Here is a 16,653-nt window from a genome sequence, read left to right as displayed (position 1 = left end):
ATTACCTCTCCGCCGCCGCAGGCAGATCCCACCCTGCAGCGGTCAACTGCCGCGCGGCCTCTACCTCATCGCCGTCCGCGATCACGTCGGCCACCATCGGCAGACTGACAACATTGTCCGCGAACGCGGCCAGAACATGCTCGGTCAGCCGAGGTGAGGCATACCTGCACCCCTCAGCCTCTGCCATCTCGGACCAGGCCGCACCTGCTCCCACGCTGGCCATCATCGACCGGACTGCCACACCCTCGCACCGATGCAACAGCGACTCCGGCGGAGCCAGAGGATCTTTCGAATCCCGCAGCGCTTTGAGAGTGGCCTGCCGACTTATGCCATAAGTGAGCATAATGTCAACGACAAGCCGGTCCGTATCTGCCAGATTCCCCGGACGGCCATGCTTTTCTAGCAGCTCCTCCAGCGCGTCATCAGGAAACAAGAAATGCCGAGAGAAGGAATCTGCGATGATTTCAGGAATAGCATTTGACGTCTGCGCCCGGTCGACGATGATCTGTCCGCTGTCCTGATAAAGAACGTGACTCAATTCGTGTGCAAGCGTAAAACGTTGGAGCGCCCAATAGTCATGCGAGTTGACGAGAATCGCCCAGACTTTACGGCTTCCCCTGATTTCTGGAACAGAAATACCGTGAACGTTATTCGGTAGAGGCCGGTACTCCACCACGCAACCCATGCTCTCAACCAGGCTTGTGAGATCCTCAATCGGGCTGAGCGGATCCAACTCAAGGCGGGCCCGTAGCCGGACGGCAGTCGTCTTGCCGTCCTCCTTCGGCTTGAACTGTCTCCTCGACACAGGGAAGGCAGAAAGATCCGCAGCTGGTGTCCGGAAGCCCCACTGCTCGGTCAGTCGGTCAGCCGTCAGAAGCTTCATGGCGTGTTCGACCGGCTCCACCACATCGTGTTCGACCTGCGCGGTCCCCAAGCGCAGACTCACGCCAAGCGAGGGCCTCTTCGCACCGGTCAGGACGCTGGGATCGACTCCCAGGAGTGCGCCCAGGAGGGACGCTTCCCGCCGCGACGGCAAACGCTCCCCGCGCAACAGTTCATCGCCGACCTCAGAAGATCCGAAAAGCTCTTCCAGGACAGACGGAGTGACGTCGTCACGGACGAGCAGCTCGCTCAACGCGCGAGCATCGAAGGTTGCTGGCTCACTCTTCATGCGTGTCACCCCCTTGTCCTTCTCTCTCTGCCCATGCCTATGCCCTCTTGCAACAGCACGAACACCCTCCCCAAAGATCCCTTCCATCGCCACCGGGCTGTGCCGACAGAAGGCCCTCAGCTGCAGAAATCACCCCTCTGCGACTGCCCCCTATGCCACCAAGGATAGAGCCAGGCACTGACAGTGGCGAGGGCGCACCAGCCACGACAGGGACCCCATTCAGCACACCAGCCAAAAGGGCTGACCTGCGAAAACGCCTCATGGGCCGAAGGATATGACAGCTTGATGCAAACACCCCTCGCCGGATGGACAGTGCCACTCACGCAGCTCCCGCTGACAAGACGCCAAGCCCCACAGAAGGGTCGCCTTGGGAGCCACGATTGCCTGTCCCCTCCCCGGCAGAGCCCCTGACAGGGCGGCGCCTGGTCCACGCAGCCACGCACCGCCAATGCCCGATGCTCCACCCATGAAAGCAGCCTTACACATACAACGTCACCCTATTGGGAGGGTTGCGATACTCCACGCAAGACCGTTGCCGAGACGCCGACGAACACGCGATCGCAGCCTCACCAGCAGAGGCGGCAATCTGCAGCCCAGTGGGACCCCCAAGTTGGCAGGGGCGGTCCAAGAACGACTCTCTGAGCGCTTCAGCTTCGTACTGAACAGCCACACCGAGCTTTCTGACTGCTGCCACGCGAAGCTGTTTATCCTGGCCTCGTGGAGCGGCGAAGACGTCTTCGCCAGGTTGTAACGGGCCTGCGGCGGCAGTCCGCGCGGGATATAAAAGCCTCCGGCCCATCCCTGATCGCCGGCCACAGATGCGCAGTGCTGCGCCACCTACCAGCGCAGCGCGTCGGGGTAGGCCTGCTGCTGATCGGTCACTGCCGGGTGTTGTCGAGGATTGCGTCTCGCAACTTCCTCCAAAAGGTCAGCCGGCCCGTTGTGGTCACGTCAAGGCCTCACCAAGTGCCCGTCACCGGCCCGTACTGGCATTAACGGTTCGAACCTGGGGTCTGGCACAAGTTCCGTGAGCCGGTCACGCCTTGTAGTTGTTGATCTCCCTTCGGAGGGTTCGGAACTCGCCTCGAAATCGCTCCTCGTGCGGGTGGTACGGCTGACATTCGGTGGCCGTGTGCGCGGCCCCTCGCGGCTGACTGGTCGCACTCGTTGTCCGATTGCGGGTGCCGGGCTATCCGATCATGGTGTCTTACCGGCTTTTGGTCAGGCGCTCTCCACCACGTGACGTGTGACGATGTCTCGGATGACGATCGGTGCGGGTGCCCGCTCGGACAGGACGTCCAGCAGGTCGGGGCGGATCACGACGGCGCAGCCGGTCGTTCGCGGCCAAGGCAGGCGGTAGGCGCTGCGCTCGTACTCGGTGCGCCAGCAGATGAGCCGCAGGGCCGGCCCGCGGTCGTCGTCCAGTGTCAGCGGGGCTCCGGGTGTCAGGCGCAGTGCGGCCCGCAGCCACGGGGTGGGGGTAAGCGTGAAGCCGGGCAGGCCCAGGCCTTGAGCTGCGTCTGCGGCGGCGGTCATGGTGCGGTCGAGGCCGATTAGCGGGGTGGCCGGCGGGCTGTCGGCGGCGGGGTTGTGCCCCGGCGGCCGGGTCCACTCCTCGAGGTCTCCCTCTGCGAAGGTGAAGGCGCTGTCTTGCTGGTTTCGGCTGTCCGTCACGTCCGGGGCCGAGAAGCTCACAGTGGTCAGGTTGGTCGTCCTGGTGTCCGATGACAGGAACTTGCGTTCCTCTGCGGAAGCGAGGATGCGCCAGCCCGGGAGGGTCTGTCCGGTGAGGACGGTGGCTTGCGCCAGTGGCCGTGTGGAGATGGTCTCGGCGGTTGTTCCGGCCTGCATGGTGTCCTGGCTGGACGAGTCGTCCGGGCCGGGTGGCGGCTGGAGGTTGGGGCGTGGCCAGCGTGCTTCTTCGAAGGCCAGCGGGATGCGGGGGTCGTCTGTTAGCAGGGCGGCCAGTTGGTCCTCCCAGAGGGCCGGGTGGCTCGCGCCCAGGCCTTGCGAGAGCCTGTGCGCGCGGCTGCCTGCCGCCACTGTCTGGATCGCCTCTTCGATGGTCTCTTCGAGGGCGAGATAGGCGTCCGGCAGCTCGTCCTCGTCGGCACTGCGGTTGGCGCGGCGCTGGGCCGTGTTCCTCTGGATGGTGCGCTCGGTGTCGAACTCGTAGCGGACCTTGGCGAGGACCGCTGGGATCAGCCCGGGCTGCAGACGCTCGGCTTCGTTCAGCCGCGCGCTGGCCACTTCTGCGACCATCCCCTTCACGAAGCGGTCTTTCTGGCTGTCTTCCTGTGCGGCGGCGCTCCACAGGCGGCTTGGCGGGTTCAGCGCGGCCGGGTCGGAGGGGCCCATGGGCACGCCGGCGGCATCGGTGAGCAGCCGGCGGGCGAGGGCGCGGACGGTGAGCAGCGGTCCTTGGGCCAGTGCTTTGAGCGCGTGCTGGCAGTGGTCCACGACAGGTTGGGCCGCCGGTTGCAGTTCCTGGAGGAGGCACAGCAGCCACATCAGGGTCGCAGGATCGGACAGTTGCTTCAGCGCGAAGGCGATGGCGGGGGCCGTGGCTTCGGGGCGCAGTGTGATCAGGTACCGCGTCGCGACCATCGCGCGGCGTTTGCCTTCCCGGTCGGCGTGGGCGAGTGCGGCCAGGGCCGCGGTCGTGAAGGCGTGGTCGAGGTCGCCGGGTGCGGGGGTGCCGTTGTCGTTGTCGGGGGCGCGGTAGGGGTGCTGGGGGTCGTCGCTGTCGTGGACGCGTGGTGCTCTGTTCTCGATGACCGTTACGGCTTCGTCCCAGAGGGCGAAGGCTATGTTGAGGGAGTGGGTCGGGGGCAGCGCGAGCGCTTGGTGGGCGAAGGCGAAGATCAGTGCCTGGGTGATGCCATGAGTCCCGTACCGGCCAGAGCCCACCACTGCTTCGACTTCTTCGGTGATGACGCGGTGGGTAAGGGTGGAGTCGAGCTGTGAGGCCGTGCGAAGGGCGTCGAGGGCTGTCTCGCCTCCGAAGTTCAGCCATCCGCCTTGTCCGCGTGTACGCACCCAGGTCAGTGCGTAGGCCTCGGCGGCGAGAGCGTCGTGGCGGTTCTGGTAGAGCTTGTTCGCGAGCTGGCGCAGCAGGAGCGGGCCGTCGCGGAAGTCGAAGGGGCCAGCGATGGCACGCAGGACCTGTGAGGCCTCGTCGGTCTGTCCTCGGGTGGCGAGGTCGAGCAGGCCGTCGCCGACGAGGTCTGTCATCTGTTCGAGGGTGTGCTGTGGTGTGCCGACCTCGTACGGGCTCCGGCGCCATGCGCGCAGTACTTGGATCAGGCCGACCGGTTCGGAGGGCACGGGCGACGGGGTGGCAGGAGAGGCTGGGGCCGGGGTCGGCTGCGCGGGGACGGGTGCGGTGCGGCGGTTACGGGGTTCGTCGGTGGCCGGTGGTTCGGGCAGGGGGGCGAGCCGCGGGGCGCCGACGCGTTCGGCGACGGCGTTGAGTTCCGCGACCAACTGCGCGTCGGCCGGCCTGGTCTCGTCGACGGAGGAGTCGCGGTTCGCCTGCCTTTCGTCGGCCCTGCTCAGTGCGAGGCGCAGCAGCTGTGGAACGTCGTCGGGCGTGGCGGGCCCGATGGTCCTGGCGAGCCGGTCCAGAAGTGCGGCGTCGCCTTGGAGGAGCGGAGTGTCCAGCGTGAGGCGCAGGGCGGTGGCCGTGACCGGGGCGACGGTGTCGCTCCACGCTTCCCAGAGGTCTTCTCGGGCGCCGTCGAGGAGGGTGTTCGGGCCGTTGCAGTCGCTGAGCAGGCCGGTGGCGGCGAAATTGGCGAGGGCCGCGGGATCGGCCCCGGCGAGGACGTTCCACCACCGAGGGCGGGCCGCGCTGGTCTCCTTGCCGTCGGTGTGATTGACCAGACGCTCGCACAGTGGCTGGATGCGCGCCACGCGTGCCCGGCCCCGGGCCGGGTCCGCAGTGACCAGGGCGGGCAGCGGATCCAGGACCTCGTAGACGGTGATGTCCTTGCGCCAGCCATAGGCTGCCAGGAAGCTGCAGGCGGCCAGCCAGAGTTCCTCGGCCTTGGCGAGGTCGTCGCCAGTGAGGGCGAGGCGCGCGTGGAGGAGGCGGTAGCGGGCGAGGTCGCTGTAGAAGCGTCCGCCGGCCTGCTGTAGGAACTCGATGCGGACTGCTTCGTCGACGTCAGCCTGCCGTGCGGGCGTGGTGTGCTCGACGGCGATCGTCAGGAGCGTGTCGGCCGGCAGCGGTCCGCCCATCTCGCCGCGCAGGCTGACGCTGATTTCCCGGCTGACGCGGACGAGGGTCTTCCACGCCTGCGGCCAGTCCTGGTCGGACACGAGGGCGGCCGCCCGGCGCACCGACTCTTCGATGAGTGGATGGATAGGGTAGAGATCACAGGCGCGCGGTTTGCCGGTGAAGGGCCGGAGGTCTGCGGTCAGGAGATCGAGGGCCTCGATGACCAGGACGGACCGGGAGGAGGCTTCGGCAGCTTCGGCGCGGGCCAGGGCGATCGCGTACCGCAGCCAGCAGGGGTACCAGCCAGGCCCCTGGACAAGAGCCGGTACCGCATCAAGGGCGATGGGGTCAGTTCGTGCCGTGATCGCCAGCGCATCGAGCCACCTGGCCACGCTCTCGGGGCTAAACCGGACCTGTTCGTTCTGCACGTCGGAGCTCAGGGCGAACAAGGTGTCGCGGGCCGTCGAGGCTTCTCCTGTCGCAAGTCCTGCGGCGAGATCGGCGGCGGCGACCCCAAGGGCGAGCAGCCGATGCGCCGTTCCCACCACATATCCCAGGTCGGCGGCCTTCTGCGCCCAGTCGTCCGCGCCGACCGCCGCTCCGGGCACCGCGCCTGCGGCGATCTGCTCGGCGAGTGCGAGGCATACCGGGCCGCCTGTCTGAAGGCGCGGCACCAGGTCGGTGACGGCCTCGATTCCGACGGTGTCGAGGAGCGTCTTCACGACGGTATCGGCCGCTGCCTGATCACCCCGTTCGTCAAACCACTCGGCGATGCGGTCCAGCGACACCGGCTGGCCGGGCTCGACCTCACGCGGCTCCTGCATTGTCCCCTGAGCGGTCGCCGACAGGCGCAACCGGCCCCGCAGGTATGCCAGTTCGACAGCCCGGTCGGACTCTGCGTCGTAGGAGGTGTTGTCCGATTCCGCCTCGCGGTCGTGTGCTGTCATGTATTCGTGCCAGGGTGACACGGCGTCTGCCGCGTCGAGGACGGCGCACATCTGCAGACCTGCCCGGGCGGGCATGACGGTCCGCCCGTCGTGCACGAGCCGGTCCGCCAGCGTCTGAGCCCCCATCAAGGCGATCGGCACGTCGGCGAATTCCACCAGGACCGCGTCGAAGCGCTCGAACTCGAACGTTTGTGCGGCCCTGGCAAGTTCGACGTAACGAGCGATTAGGGGCCAGTTCGCCGTCCTGGCGGCGCAGCGCACACCGGTGGCCAGGTTGTCCGTGATCGCCGAGGCCGGGTGGGCGGTGGCGACAGCACGGCTGACGAAGTCCCGCCCGATGTACTCGAGCACCTCCGCGTCGCGTCCCGCTTCGGCGAGGATCTGCAGGAGGCGGCGGAAAGCCCGCGAGTCGTCGAACAGTCCCTTCTTGGCCAGCCAGGTAGCGATCAGCGCCAGCGTCGATTCCAGGGCCCCGGGGTTGTTGTCGTAGCCCAGGCGGAGGTAGCGCGCGAACGACTCGTGGTAGACACGGATTTCTCCGGGTCCGGCTGTCACGGAAAGCACCGGGGCCAGCACCTTCAGCGCGCTGCCGATCCTGTGCACCCGGTCCGGAATGATCTCTCCGAGCTCCTCGTGAGTGACGGACACGCCGAGCAGGGCAATGATGTCCGCGACGACGTCGGCTTCCGCGCCGAGCGTGTCGTACAGGTGTGCGTAATAACCCTCCAGCGATCCCTGGTAGGCCGGGAGCGCCCGTACCACTGCCGCAGCTTTCGTGATCGTCTCCGGCCGGAGGGCGACCTCGCGGCAGAGATATGTTGCGTACAGGGCGTTACCGCCCGAGCGTTCCTGCAGCGCGTCCAGGAAGTCGGTCACGTCGCGGTCGTCGGTCAGGAACGATTCTGCGCGCTCGCCGTCCGCAGCTGGGACAAGCCCGAGCCGCTGCGCGACGGCGCGGCACTCGTGCACCGTCAGCGGCGGCACGGCGACGGATGCCGCACCCGTGTCCTGGAGGGGCACGAGGTGGTCTCCGGGCTGGCTGAGGACGATGAGGACGCTGCCAGGCGGAAGGGGCAGCGAGCCGAGGACCGCGGCGAGGGCCAGGGACGGATCGGCTCTCCTGGTCCTTCCTCCTTGCACGCGGGTGACATGGTCCAGTCCGTCCACGACGAGCGCCACGCGCCGGCCAGGGGCCTTGCCCAGAGCGGCTTCCACCGCCGCGGTCAGCGCTTGAGCATCAGCAGCGAAACGCGGGCGCTGCTCCTGGACAAGGTCGGGGTCCGACTCGGCCAGTCGGCCCAGCAGACTGCCGAAGACCGTTTCCGTGACCACCCGGGTCAACTGGTCGCCGTCGGCGTCACCGAGGTAGCAGTAGTGCTCGGCGGCCAGCCATCCGTCAACGCTAAGTTGGTCGACCAGCTGTTGGCACGCCCAGGACTTGCCCTGCCCCGGAGGGCCCGTGACCAACAGGACTCCCCCGGAAGCCGCCGCTGTCGCGGCCGCTTCCGCCAGGACGCCAACCATGGCGGGCCTTGCCACTTCCAGGGCGCGGTCGACAGGGTTCGCGCGCACGACAGCACCGAGGTCACTGCGCAACTGGGCCTGGCGCAGGAGCTCACGGAATGTCACCTCGGTGCCACGCTGCCGGGCAGAGCGGACCGTGCGGATGAGCGCCTCGGCAACGTCCACCGGCGAGCGCCCCTCGTTGGGGTAGATCCCCGCCCCGAGCTCGCCGCGCACCCGTTGGAGGACAAGCTCTTCGGCCGGCCCCGGCAGCAGGAGGTCCGTCGTCATGGCCGGAGCATTGACTTCCACCACCAAGTGCTCGCACAGCCATTCCAGGTTTTCTTTGGACACGGCCCTGTCACCGCTGGTCAGGAACCCGAAAATGTTGCCCGCCTTACGCCGGCCCCGCGCGGGCAGGTCGAACCCTCGCAAGAGCGCTTCAGCGTCGAACCGCAGGAGTGTGGTGTTCATCCCTGCCAGGAACGGCGAATCGGGGGAGCCGGCGGGCACCATTACCGCGTTCAGGACGTCGTCTTCCGGAGGAGCGTCGCGCATCACAACCCGCAACCGGTGGGCGGTTGCGCCCGCGCCGGGTCCGTCCCGGTCGGCGACGGCAGCCGCCACGAGGCGGTCCAGCCTCAGTCCGCGGGCGTCGGACGTGAACGTGGTGTAGTCGAGGGGGCTTTCCTCGTCCGAGTGCTTGAACTGGGTCCGCTCGCGGGATCCGTCCGCGGTGACCACCGTGAGGTCGTCGAAGCGGTCGTCCGTCACCAGTTTCTCGTCCACATGGACCCTGGCGATCCCACCGAGCAGCAGGTCGACGATGCGCCCTGCCTCCATCAGATCCTGGTACTCGTACCCGCGGTGCGCGGCAGTCAGATCTTTCATGTCGGCCGCATTCTTCCCGGTCGAACACCCTGCTGGCGCGGAAGTGACGAAACCGCGACGAACCTCTCGATCTGGGCCAGGTAACGGCCGGTCCATGACAGCGCAGAGAGCGAGCCGGACACCTTGGGGACTGCCCGGCAGGCCCGCTCACGGCAGTTCCTCCTGCTACAAGCGTGCGATCGGCTGCGTGTGGCAGGCATCGGGAGCTATAGTCCACTCAGGGCCGGAGATACTTCGGGTACGGCGATTCACCATCGCACCGGCTCGCCAGGAGGAGACCGGGGTTTCGAGTCCCCGACCGGCTTTCGAGCCGGTTCGTTCAGTTGGCAGGACACCTCCACTCTCACTTCTTCACCCTGACTTCACGGGCGGTCCAGACCGGTCGATGTGGGACTGGTCAGGTGTGTCAGATGCAGGTCTCGGACGCCTTTGACTTCAAGTTGGTCAAGGATGGACTTCTGGCGTGTGCCGAGGTCACTGACAACCTTGCTTGCCAGGTCCCCGGTGCTCGCGTGCTGGTACCAGTTGCCAAGGACCTCCAATGTGAGATCGACCAGGCCCCGTCCGCCCAGTGCGTCAAGTGTCCCGGTCTCGGATTCGAACCGGCCCTCGTGCAGCGCGGTGTTGCGGGTGGCGTAGAGCCATTCCAGCGCGGCTTTGAAGCGGTCCTCGGCCTCCTCGATCCACTTCGCGGTGGCCTCAGCGTCCGAGAGGCGCTGTTGCCAGGTTCGCACCACGTGGGCGGCCCATCCTCCGACGGCGCGGGTCAGGTCATCGAGCGCGCCGACAGCCTCCGCAAGGCTTGAGGGCACTGCCGGGGGCGGCGCCAGGACGTCAAGCCAGCGGTTGACGTCCGCGATTCGTCCACGGCCTCTAGCCTCCGTCCAGCGGTCGAGCACCTCCAGCGGCTGGCGAAAGACGGCCTCGGCCGCCGCGCACTCGCGCGTGCGGACCTTGACATCCCTCTGGCACGCTTCCACCGCCTCTTTGAGGCGGAGTGGGACCGCGCGGCCCTCGGCCGTTGCCCGGTCGTACTCACGCAGCACTCCTGCCCTGCGCTGCTCAGCAAGCGCGAGCGCACTTGTTGCGGCACTGTGCCTGCCGAGCGCCGCCACGCGTAGCTCCTGGTGGGCGGACGTCACCTGCTGGCGCAGGGCCTGCAGGCTCAAAGTCTTCGCGAGGGCTTGCGTTTTGGACTTCAGGCCCAGTGCCTCGAGGGTCGCCCAGCACAAGCCCGTACTGGCCGTCAGGCCCTGCGTGGACCGGGCGATGTGGGCTGTTCGCATACCTTCGCGCAACTGAGGCGGCCAGTGGCCGGTCAGCGGCTTCGCCGCAGCGGGGGCGGACAGGCTTCCCGCGAAGCGCCTTGTGCGCCCCGTAGTCTCCGCGCAGACCAGGGTCTCTTCGCCCAGCCGCAGCTCGGCGAGACGGTGACCGGCCACGTACTGGTCCAGCAGCTCGGCGGCCTTACGGCGACCGATGAGGGTCGCCGCGCCGTGATCGCAGGCGGGCACCCGGAACGTCAACAGCACCGCCTTGGGGCTCCCGCCCGCCCAGGCCCCCCGCTGCTCCATGCGCTCCCTCACCAGCGTGGCAAGGGCGTCCAGTTCGGCCTTCCCGTGGGCCCACTTCTCGGGCAGCCCATCGACCGGGAACTGTACGCAATCGGCGTCCGCAGGCATCAGCCAGCCTGCGGTGGCCAGCCCGGCAGCGCCTTCGACCACCACAACCACCCGAAACGGCGTCGATGCCGGGAGCAGCACATTGACCAGGTCCTTGCCGCCGATCGGGTTCGGCCGGCGCAGGAGGGCGTGCACGTCGTCAAGCAGGAGGTCGTAGTGTCGCTCGCTCGCCAGGCACAGCGCCGCTGTCTCGGCGGCAATCCACGCCAGGCAGTCGTTCGACGGCGGTGACTGCCACGCGCGGGCCGCGAGGTCGGCGATCGCGTCCTGGAAATCGCGTCGGTGGCGGTCCATCACCTTCGCCAGCGCACGACACTGCGCGGGCTGCTTCAATTTGCCGGCACCATCATTCACGATCTTGTGGAGGAAGGCCTTGGCATCGGCGAGACGCTGATCGGTCGCGGCAAAGGCGCAGGCCCTGTCGACTGCGTTCTTCGCGTCGATCTGGATCTGGAGAACCCGGTCCTCGTAGGGCTGCGCCTCGCGCGCATTGGCTGCGGTGCCGCGGGAATGCAGGACCGCGTGCGCCCTGGAGAGCGCGACCGCCGCTGTGCCCGGGGAGGCGGCGTGCTGGGTGAGCAGGCCGCGCGGATCCAGTGCGCGCAGGATCCCGCCCAGTAGAACCTGCTGGCCGTCCCCGATCCCTCGCTGCGCGAAGCGCTGGACCAGATCGGCTTCCGCTCCCACATTCGACATGACCGCACCCTACCTTTCTGTGAGTGGCGAATTCGCGCCCCGAAATGGGCAGTTGGCCTCGCGAAGTCCTAGGGTTCGTCTTCAAACGGATCTGGCCCAGAATAGGAATGACGCGAGACTGATCGCTGCCTCGTAGGAGGTGGCGGTCTTGTCCTACCTGGTGGCGATGTCGCGGAAGCCTTTGAGCCGGTTGACGCAGCGCTCGACGATGTTGCGGCGGGGTAGATCTACCGGTCGAACACCGGAGGCCGACCGCCGCGACGGCCCCGGTTGTGGCGGTATCGCTGCTGGTCGCGCTTCTCGGGAATGGTGTGTGCGATGCCGCGTCGGCAGAGGTAGGCGCGGAAGGCGGCGGGAGCTGCAGGACTTGTCGGCGACGACCTGGTCAGGCCAGCAGCGGGGGCGGCCGAGGCCGGTGCGCGGGACGCGGTGGGTGTCTCACGTTGACGGTCCGTACTGCCCGAAGCGGGAGCTGGCCGTGGCCGCGCTGACCAGCGAGGTTGGGCCCCGCTGCCCACGACCCCGCAGCCGGCTGTGGGGCCGTAGGCGACGGGCGCGGTGGCAGCGTACGAGCGTCGTATGGCGAAGTAGGCGCGGGAATAGGCGACTTGTGCCAGCGTATGCGGGTGCTTGTAGCCGAGGAGGTCGATTGACCGAGCGATCGGAGCGGAGAGTACGCCTGCGGCTAGCTCGCCGACGGACAGCGCCGCAGGTGGTACGGGCCCGGGTGCCGGAACCGAGAGTGCCCGAGCCTGAGGCGCAGCCTGCCACTGCCCCCGAGCCAGAGCCGGAGCCCGAGCTAGAGCCGGAGCCCGCAGCGCTGAGTGTGCGGGAACGTCTACGGAGGGCTGGGTGGACCCACGCCATCACGGTCGGCACAGCCGTACTTGCCGCTGTCGCCGCGATCGGCGGTCTCTGGGCGCAGGCAGTTGCCACGTACTGGACCCAGCAGACGGCGAAGGATCAACTCAGCCAGTCGCGGGAGGACAGCCAGCGCGAGGAGCAGGCTCAAGCATCACGGGTCACGTTCTGGCTGGAGTACCCGCCGTCGGGCGAGGGGCCTGAACTCCACGTCTTGAACCGTTCCCTCGACCCGGTGACGGACGTTTTCCTCGGAGCTCGACGCTTCACCATTGGGCTCTACTCCGCCCATATGGACGGTAATGATCTGCCTCCATGCACTGAGCGGGTGTTCGATACTGACGAGATGGTCTTGGTCCCTCGGAGCCGGCGGGCCAAAACGAGGGGCGGCATGGAGCGCTTCACGCCGATGCGGGTCGAGTTCAAGTACCTGATGTTCGTCGACAGCCACGGAAAGGAATGGGAGCGCTCGCCGACCGTCCTGTACGACCGCTCGGCGCTGAGGGACGACGACCCGGTGGGATCCATCTCTATGGGCCAGCCGCGCGTGAAGGAGGCGGAAAGCTGCGGCGACGACCGCAGTTGACCCAGACATCAAGTCGACGCTCGCCGGTGTGGCGCAGGTGCACAGGATGCTGGCGAGGTTGAACTTGGGCTTGCTGATCGTCGTCTGAGGCGGCGGACTGGGCTGCCCGGCGTCCTGCTCGCGGCCGCGCGGGCAGGGCCGACAAGCTGCCCCTGGCGGGTGATCTTGGGAAGGGAACCGTGACCGGGCGGGAGGCGGGGTTGATCGCGTATGTACCTGACTCGACGTCTGCTCACCATGGCGGCCGCCGTCCTTGCAACCGCCTTGACCGCTGCTCCGCCGACCGCTGCCGCTGCCGCGCCCTGCGCGTCGACCTGACGGGCCGTGCAGAAGGTGGCGGTGCGCAGGCCGGCGTGGAACGGGGGTCCGGTCGCGACGACGCGTTCGCCGATCGTGCGCTACCTGCGCCGGGGCGAGCGGGTGCGGTCGTGCATCGTCGCCGTCGGCCGGGATCCCTGGTCGCAGTACCGCGAGTGCGGCGGCGGGAGCCTGTGGCGGGTCGTGCCCGGAGGCCAGGTACCGTCCGGATGCCTGCGCCGCGCATGAGCAGACAGTCAGACCTGGCGTATGAGGACTCCCTGGTTGCTGTGATCGCGTGCCGTTGGCCTGCAGTCCTGCAGGTATATGCGATGAGTTCTGGGAGCCACGGAAGGATGTTTGACCTGATGTGCTGCTGGTCATGGCCGTGACGGTTTGAGTCGGCCCCACTTGGACGGTTTGACGTGGCCCCATCCGGAGATCGAATGGGGCGGTGTGACGTGCTCAAGTGGCCCCGGCTGTCGGTGCGAGCTGGCTCCACCGGCCTCGTCTGATGGCATGATCGCGGTATGACTGCAGTGTTTCCGCGGACAATCCGGGCCGTGGACACCGATCAGCTGCTCCTGTTGGAGGAGGAAGCGGCGCGGTTGGGCTTCAGCCAGCGGCTCCCGGCCGATTGGCTGCGGGAGCACGTCCAGGCGGCGGCAGTGCACTATCTGTTCCCGGCGATGGAGCACAGGCTCAGCCATCGACCGGAGGTGTCGCCGCAGTGGCGGTGCGAGTTGTTGCTCACGGTTTGGACCGGCGAGGAGGTATTGAGTCTGCTGGACGTCTGGCCCGCCAGTTTCGAGGAGTTGGCAGAGACACCGGACACGACGGCGAAGACGGACATCGCTGCCCGCATGAAGCGGGCGCTCAGCTTGAGGGAGTGGGCCGAGCGGGGGCGCTGATCCTGTTCCAGCGTGGGTCGCGGGTGCAGAGGACAGCCTTGAGCTGCTGCTGGGCCCTGGTATGTGCGAGGCGGTAGGACTGGGTGCCGGTTTCGATGATCGCTCGGTTGAAGGTGAGGCGGTCGACGATCGCCGCGCAGAAGCCGGGGTCGGTGAAGGTGTTGATCCAGCCTCCGAACGACTCGGACGCCAGAGGCGGGTGATCGAGCGGACCATGCCCTGGTTGACCAGCTACCGCAGACTCAGCCACCGCTACGAACGGAAACCCGGCACCTGCCTCGCCTTTCTGGACCGGCAGCTGTCATCTGCTGCTACAAACGGCTCCTCAAACTGACCGTGTAGGACACCGTCTAAAGTGCAGCGACCGCCTCGGTGATGCGGCAGAGTGTCTCGACGGAGCGACGGAGGGCACGCCAGGAGGCGAAGCACACGAGAACACCGGCGAGCGCCGAGGGCCACCACCAGAGGCCGACGATGGTGAAGGCGAGGCCCCAGACCACAGCCTCGCATGCACGGTCGAACGCGTCGCGGGTGGCGATCAGCGCTTCCCGGGCGGGGTCTGGGGCGGTCAGAACCAGGGTGGTCCAGCTTTCCGCAATGTTGGTGCCTGCCGTCTGCTTGATCCGTTGCTCGGCGGTCCGCAGGCGGTTGCTGGACCAGGTTGGACTGGTGGGCTGGTCAGGAGAGATCCGTGCGCGGCGCGCGTCGAGTCGGGCGGCTCGTGTTTCGTGCCCATTGGCGCGGGCCCGGACGGCCTCCACGGCGATTCTTTCGCGTTGCGACCAGCGGTGGTGGTGACGGTGAGTGAGCTGCTGTGCGAGCGGGGACAGCCACCAGGGCCAGGCCCCACATGTCAGTGCGGCGACCGCACTCGCTGCGAACGGCACGGCAAAAGCGGCCGCGGCCGCCGCTGAGGCGAGCAGGACCAGCACCGCGACGCTGCTGGAGGTGAGGCCTTGGTCGGGCCGCAGCCCGGAGGCAATTCGCTGGCAGGCGAGGTTGAGATCCGACCAGCGCGCCCAGCCGAGCTGCCCGCCCCCAACCACAGCCACCACCACGAACAGGGTGGCAGGCAGCAGGCGACGCAGCAGCCAGCCATCAGGGATGCGCTTTTGGAGTTCGACGAGCAGACCCATCGTCTAACTGGCTGTTCTCTATCCGGCCGTGTGATCGGTGGGGTTCGAACAGGGGCCTGGTTCGGGTGAGTTGTTCTGTGTGCAGGCATGGAAGAAGGGCCTCTTGGTAGCTCGCGGATGTCGAGTCCAGCGAGAAGCAAGAGGCCCTGTTGTCGAAGTGTCGCGTGGTCACGGTTGCCGAGTCCAGTTGGTCCACTCGTGGGTGTGACTGCCTCGCCCACAGGTTCGGGAACGCGGCCGACCGGCCGGATCGCCGGCCCCGGTACGGCTCGGACATGAGCGATTCCGAGTGGGCTCTGGTGAAGGATCTGCTGCCAGTTCCGGGCTGGCTGGCAGGCCGGGGCGGCCGACCGGAGGGCTACTGCCACCGGCAGATGATCGACGCGGTGCGCTACCTCGTCGACAACGGCATCAAGTGGCGGGCGATGCCGTCCGACTTCCCGCCCTGGCCGCGTGTCTACGCCTTCTTCGCCCGCTGGCGGGACGCCGGCCTCGTGACCGAGTTGCACGAACGGCTCCGTGAGGCCGTCCGCACCAGCGAGGGCCGCGGCCCGGAACCCAGTGCCGCGGTCGTGGACTCGCAGTCGGTGAAGGCGGACGCCACCGTCGCCCACGCCTCACGCGGGTTCGACGCGGGCAAGAAGATCAACGGGCGCAAGCGGCATCTGCTCACCGACACGCTCGGACTTCTGCTGAACGTGCTGGTCACACCGGCGTCCACGACCGACCGGGACGCCGCCCGGATCCTTCTGCCCGCGGCAAAGGAGGGCTTTCGGCGGCTGACGCGGGTCTGGGCCGACGGCGGCTACACCGGCCACCTCACCGACTGGACCAGCCGGCATCTCGGGCTCGTCCTCGACGTCGTCCGCCGTCATGAGGACGTCCAAGGTTTCCAGGCACTGCCCCGCCGCTGGGTCGTCGAAAGATCCTTCGCCTGGCTCCTGCGCAGCCGGCGTCTGGTCCGGGACTACGAGCGACGCACCGACACCAGCGAAGCCGTCATCCGCTGGTCGATGATCGCACTCATGAGCCGCCGTCTGGCCGCCCGACATGATCAACCTGTTCCGACGGCGGCGTCGTGAACCTTCCCGGCTTCGCCTCCACCAGCCAGCCCCGTTCCACCAGCCTCTTCAACCGTGCTCTCGCACCCTCGACGCGTGAGACGGAGGCACTGTCCCAGCCGAGTACCACCGCTGTCCGCCGGGCACCCAACCCCTCGACTCCGGCCTCCGCCGCGGCAGCCATCACCGCCCGGTAGTCCACCGACAGATCCTCGACCCCGACCGCGTTCTCCCGATGCGGCACCGCACGGCGCGGACCCACCGGCTTCTTCCGCGACGGCCCGCCGACCACCACGGCCGGCGCTTCCTCCTCGGCCAGCGCCTCCAGATACTGCTCGAGCCCGATCACCCGACGCCTGAGGACTTCTTCGGCGTCCGCCAAGTCCGCCCGCACCCGCTCCAGTTCGGCTTCGAGCTCCTCCACCCGCACCACCGCGGCCTTCCGCCGCGCTTCCAGAACCGCCCGCATCGACGGCATCCGCCACCCCCGCAACATCTCGACCGGCAACAAGCCGAGACTTCCGCGACAGATGCCATCCCATGTCTGACCAGCGGAATCCGCACACAAGGTTCGGAAAGAGAACGACCTCTAACTCAGTCCACTGGGCGGAGTGGCCCGCCGGTGAGTGCGCACAGCGGGCCGGGCGAATCAAGGGTGTTGCCGTCCGGCAGGTCCACGCGAGGGCAGC

The 16,653-nt window shown here is 67.7% G+C and carries 9 protein-coding genes and 2 pseudogenes; 5 read left to right on the top strand and 6 right to left on the bottom strand.

Translation table 11 applies throughout. The features are described from left to right. Position 1 precedes the first annotated feature (1 nt). The 3 genes from OG485_RS00215 to OG485_RS00205 all read right to left on the bottom strand — a co-directional run bounded on the left by OG485_RS00215 (position 2) and on the right by OG485_RS00205 (position 11,112). Positions 2–1,171, bottom strand: coding sequence for an ImmA/IrrE family metallo-endopeptidase (locus tag OG485_RS00215; RefSeq protein WP_328674193.1), 1,170 nt, complete (start codon positions 1,169–1,171; stop codon positions 2–4). A gap of 1,221 nt (positions 1,172–2,392) precedes the next feature. Then, positions 2,393–8,734: an AAA family ATPase gene (locus OG485_RS00210; RefSeq protein WP_328663250.1), complete on the bottom strand. Its 6,342-nt coding sequence runs from the start codon at positions 8,732–8,734 to the stop codon at positions 2,393–2,395. Between the two features lie 362 nt (positions 8,735–9,096). Continuing rightward, entirely contained in the window at positions 9,097–11,112 is a 2,016-nt protein-coding gene (locus OG485_RS00205; protein ID WP_328663248.1) for a hypothetical protein, read from the bottom strand. Between the two features lie 742 nt (positions 11,113–11,854). Here OG485_RS00205 and OG485_RS00195 point away from each other — a divergent pair. The 3 genes from OG485_RS00195 (at position 11,855) to OG485_RS00185 (ending at position 13,767) form a co-directional block, all read left to right on the top strand. Then, complete coding sequence (locus OG485_RS00195; protein ID WP_328663247.1) at positions 11,855–12,559, top strand: hypothetical protein; 705 nt, start codon at positions 11,855–11,857, stop codon at positions 12,557–12,559. 339 nt (positions 12,560–12,898) lie between these two features. Continuing rightward, the gene (locus OG485_RS00190) at positions 12,899–13,105 is read left to right on the top strand and encodes a hypothetical protein (protein WP_328663244.1); all 207 of its coding nucleotides are present in this window, start codon (positions 12,899–12,901) and stop codon (positions 13,103–13,105) included. Between the two features lie 314 nt (positions 13,106–13,419). Then, positions 13,420–13,767, top strand: a complete 348-nt coding sequence (locus tag OG485_RS00185; RefSeq protein ID WP_328663243.1) for a hypothetical protein — start codon at positions 13,420–13,422, stop codon at positions 13,765–13,767. Here the strand turns inward: OG485_RS00185 and OG485_RS00180 are convergent. Beyond that, positions 13,733–13,957: pseudogene (locus OG485_RS00180) on the bottom strand (ATP-binding protein); the annotation flags it as partial. The gene OG485_RS00185 and the pseudogene OG485_RS00180 overlap by 35 nt on opposite strands. On the opposite strand from OG485_RS00180, the pseudogene OG485_RS00175 reads away from it, so the two are divergent. Then, positions 13,937–14,109 (top strand): annotated as a pseudogene (locus OG485_RS00175) (IS5/IS1182 family transposase); the annotation flags it as partial. The pseudogenes OG485_RS00180 and OG485_RS00175 sit on opposite strands and share 21 nt — an antisense overlap. A gap of 8 nt (positions 14,110–14,117) precedes the next feature. On the opposite strand, the gene OG485_RS00170 reads toward OG485_RS00175, so the two are convergent. Then, a complete protein-coding gene (locus tag OG485_RS00170; RefSeq protein ID WP_328663241.1) occupies positions 14,118–14,903 on the bottom strand; it encodes a hypothetical protein in 786 nt (261 codons plus the stop codon). A gap of 275 nt (positions 14,904–15,178) precedes the next feature. Here OG485_RS00170 and OG485_RS00165 point away from each other — a divergent pair, with 275 nt between their 5' ends. Next, on the top strand, positions 15,179–15,985 hold the full coding sequence (locus tag OG485_RS00165) for an IS5 family transposase (protein ID WP_328663239.1): 807 nt from the start codon (positions 15,179–15,181) through the stop codon (positions 15,983–15,985). Here the strand turns inward: OG485_RS00165 and OG485_RS00160 are convergent. Next, on the bottom strand, positions 15,927–16,433 hold the full coding sequence (locus OG485_RS00160) for a hypothetical protein (RefSeq protein ID WP_328674192.1): 507 nt from the start codon (positions 16,431–16,433) through the stop codon (positions 15,927–15,929). The genes OG485_RS00165 and OG485_RS00160 overlap by 59 nt on opposite strands. Positions 16,434–16,653: the final 220 nt, after the last annotated feature.

It is taken from the genome of Streptomyces sp. NBC_00328, from assembly GCF_036139655.1.
Taxonomy (GTDB): Bacteria; Actinomycetota; Actinomycetes; order Streptomycetales; family Streptomycetaceae; genus Streptomyces.
The sequence above is the reverse complement of the archived record's forward strand: the minus strand, read 5'-3'. Positions and strand labels throughout refer to the sequence as shown.

Excerpts from the sequence above, each read along its gene's own strand:
- OG485_RS00215 (WP_328674193.1), bottom strand. The coding sequence starts at position 1,171 with ATGAAGAGTGAGCCAGCAACCTTCGATGCTCGCGCGTTGAGCGAGCTG.
- OG485_RS00210 (WP_328663250.1), bottom strand. The coding sequence starts at position 8,734 with ATGAAAGATCTGACTGCCGCGCACCGCGGGTACGAGTACCAGGATCTG.
- OG485_RS00205 (WP_328663248.1), bottom strand. The coding sequence starts at position 11,112 with ATGTCGAATGTGGGAGCGGAAGCCGATCTGGTCCAGCGCTTCGCGCAG.
- OG485_RS00170 (WP_328663241.1), bottom strand. The coding sequence starts at position 14,903 with ATGGGTCTGCTCGTCGAACTCCAAAAGCGCATCCCTGATGGCTGGCTG.
- OG485_RS00165 (WP_328663239.1), top strand. The coding sequence starts at position 15,179 with ATGAGCGATTCCGAGTGGGCTCTGGTGAAGGATCTGCTGCCAGTTCCG.
- OG485_RS00160 (WP_328674192.1), bottom strand. The coding sequence starts at position 16,433 with ATGCGGGCGGTTCTGGAAGCGCGGCGGAAGGCCGCGGTGGTGCGGGTG.